The organism is Paenibacillus sp. SER-28, assembly GCF_052906305.1.
The window spans coordinates 1-3,721 of the sequence record NZ_JBRECM010000028.1; the positions used below are offsets into that span (position 1 = coordinate 1).

The window sequence follows — 3,721 nt, forward strand, 5'->3', positions numbered from 1 at the left end:
CGAGCGATGCTGGAGCATAACTCCTTTCGGATTTCCAGTCGAACCCGACGTATAGATGACATAAGCCAAATGCTCTGGGCGGGCAATCGCCTCCAGGTTGCCGCTCATTCCCTGATACAAGGCTGCATCCTCAAGAAATATGGCATTGGCGTTGCAATGATGCTCTTCCAACAAATCACGACTGGTCAGAAGCACTGTGGCCTCGCTATCTTCCAGCATGTATGCAATACGAGAGGACGGAAATTCGGGATCAATCGGCACATAAGCACCACCTGCTTTGAGAACAGCCAGGAGACCTACAATCATTTCCACGGAACGCTGCACCATCAGACCGACCAGCTTGTCAGGTCCTACTCCCTGGGCTTGAAGCATTCGGGCCAATGAATTTGCCCGTTCATTCAGTTCCCGATAAGTCAGACTCTGATGTCCAAACACCAATGCCACCTGATCTGGCGTATATTCTACCTGCTCCTCGAACAGCTGATGGATCGTCTGATGAGACGGAAAAGCACAAGCAGTGTCATTAAATGCCGCTGTAATCTGCTGCTTTTCCGCCGCTGTGAGTAGTTCCAGTTCTTCAACACGAACATGCGGATTGAGCGAAATTTGCTCCAGTAGGCGTGCAAAATGCCCATACAGACGCTCAATACCTGCTTGATCAAAGCTGAGCGTGTTATACATAAAACGAATCTTGATGCCTTCACCTGGCATAACGACGACGTTCAGATCATAGTTGGTTTCCTCTGTAGACACCACGTTCGAAATCGTAAATTTATCCTGTCCATCACTGCCCAACTGCTCTACCTGCTGCTCCACCGGATAATTTTCAAATATCATAATATGATTGATTAAATCCTGCTTCTGCTCGGTCAGTGCTTGAATTTCGTACAGCGGGAACGCATCATAACCATTGGAAGCCAGCGCCTGCCGCTGTGTTCGTTTCATCAGCTCGACAAAGGTTTCACCTTGTTCAGACTGCACGCGCACTGGAATCGTGTTAATGAATAGCCCAATCATGTGCTCCACACCTGGAATATCCCCTGGGCGACCGGACACAACGCTGCCGAACACAACATCCGAACTATTATTATATTTTTGCAACAAGACGCCCCATACCGTCTGAATCAGCGTATTGATCGTCACCTGATTTTGCTTCGCCACTTGTTCGATCTGGGCAACCAGCTCTGGCTGGAATTCGCAATCCAGATCTTCAGCAACATATTCCCCGGTGTGCATCGATTTAGGCTGTGTTTTTTGCTGTGGAAGCGTAATTTGCTGCTCGTAGTCCGCCAGATACCCACGCCAATATCGCAAAGCTGCCTCACGGTCCTGACGTTCCAGCCATTCAATAAATCGACTGAACGGCGTGACAGGCTCCAGCGCTGGCTTATGACCCGCGCGCAGTGCCAGATAGCTGCCGAATACCTCCTGTGTCATAAAGGACAAGCACCAGCCATCCATCAAAATATGATGGAAGCTCCAGATAAAGTGATATGTTTCATCCCCGGTTTGCAGGATCGAAATACGAATGAGTGCATCCTCTGCGAGATTGAACCCTTTCGCTTTATCGGCAAGGGTAAAAGCCTCAACACGCGCTACTCGTTCTTCTTTTTCCAGTCCGCGCAGGTCTTCATAGTACAACTCTCCGCTGCGATTGCGGAAAACGACCTGTACAGGCTCATCCTTCCAGGAGTTGATAAAGTTCGTCCGCAATGCCTCATGACGATGTACGAGCAGATCAAAGCTTTTGCTGAAAGCAACTACATCAAACCGTCCATTCAATTCAAAGGTGGCCTGCTCAAAGTAAGCTGCCGAACTCTCATCCATTAGACTGAAGAAGAGCATACCCTTTTGCATCGGCGTCAAAGCATACACATTTTCTAGTTCACCCATATCTTGTGTATCTTTCACCAATTGCTCCAGCTCGTCCAGCGTTACATGTTTTAACAAGACATCACTTGGGGTCAACACCGTTCTTTCCTGCGCAACGCAATGGCTAATCACCTCACGCAAACCGGATACCAGTAGTTCTCCCAGCCGTGCAATCGTTTCATGACGGAACTGCGTTGTGCCGTAGCGAATAGTGAACATCAGCTCCCCATCCTCGATTAATCCATTGATATCTAGTGCAAAATCCATAGCCGCGTTCGTGCTAACTGGTACACCGATGGAATAGGAGGAAGGCTCCAGATCGTTGCCTTTATAATCCTGATCGAATTGGCCTAAATAGTTAAAACTGATCTCAGGCTGCGCCTGTAACTGCACGCCTGCTTTCTCCAGCACATTCATATCTGACAGGTATCGCAAAATACCATAACCGATGCCTTTTTGCGGAATATGACGCAGCCCTTCCTTAATCCGTTTGATCAGACGAGCCGTATTTCCCCCTTGTCCCAGACTTCCATCCAGTACAACCGGGAATTGGCTCGTAAACCAGCCGACCGTGCGCGTAATATCCACGTCGGGTACAACGGCTTCCCGTCCGTGGCCTTCCAGGTTAACCAGCACCCGTTCGGAACCGGACCATTCATACACGGCTTTGCCGAGTGCAGCCAGCAACAGGTCATTCATTTCCGTGTTGTATGCGCGATGAGCTTGTTTGAGCAGTTGCTCGGTTTCCTGCTTCGTCCAGCGGACAGTCACAACCTCACTGTCTCCGAGCCGTGCATTGTCATTTGCAAAATCCTTCGGCAAAGGCTTCGCGAGGCTGGCTTCTGCTTGTTCGATATGCTGCCAGTAGGCTAGCTCCCGCTCCATCGTCGCACGATTTGCGTAGGCTGACAGCTGTTTGGCCCATACCTGGAAAGAATCTGTTTTATGCGGCAGTCGAATAGCTGTGCCTGTTTTACCTGCAACGGCCTGCTCATAACCGGATGCCAAATCCTCCAGTAAAATACGCCACGATACGCCGTCCACAACCAAATGATGAATGACGATTAGCAAATGATCGCCCTCAGCGCAATGGAACAGACCGAGCTTCACAAGCGGCCCCTCGCTCAAATGAATGCTGGCTTGAATTTCACTCGCCTTGGCTTCTACAGCGGTGGATTCGTCTTCAACTCCACTAAAATCTACAATGTCCAGCGTGTATAGCTCGCCTTCCTCCACACTGCGGTTCCAAGCGGCATAGCCCTGCTCCGTCTCACGGAATACCGTGCGCAATGCGTCATGATGCTGGACAATACGTTCCATCGTACGGCGCAGCGCGTCGACGTCAAAGCGCCCAGCTCGATACAGCATCATCGCCTGGTTGCTGTGGTGCAGGTCAGCCGGCCGCTGCTCGAAGAACCACCGCTGAATGGGTGTCAGATCTACCTTGCCTACTGCCTCTTCCTGACTAGCCATCTTGCCATCTGTACGAAGTAAAGGACTGAGTGACGCTACCGTCGGATTGCTGAAGAGGTCTTTCATGTCCAGTCGATACCCTGCTTGCAGCAATCGGGAGGATACTTGCAGCGCTTTGATCGAATCGCCGCCCAGTTCAAAGAAGTTATCCTGCGTGCCTACCGTTTCGACACCCAGCACCCCGGCCCACACTGAAGCTAATACTTGTTCCACCGTAGTTCGCGGTGCCACATAGGCTGCACCGGTATGGATGCTTCCTTCCGGTTCCGGTAAGGCCTTGCGGTCGATTTTTCCATTGGGGGTCAGTGGCAAGGTCTCCAGACGCATCAAGCGTGCAGGTACCATATGTGCTGGCAGTCCTGCTTCCAGCTCGGCC

1 protein-coding gene is annotated in these 3,721 nt (G+C 50.9%); it reads right to left on the reverse strand.

The window, feature by feature from the left end; all coding sequences use genetic code 11:
• Positions 1-3,721: condensation domain-containing protein (locus ACUYLD_RS25380; protein WP_446676221.1), on the reverse strand; the 3,721-nt coding region annotated here is incomplete at both ends.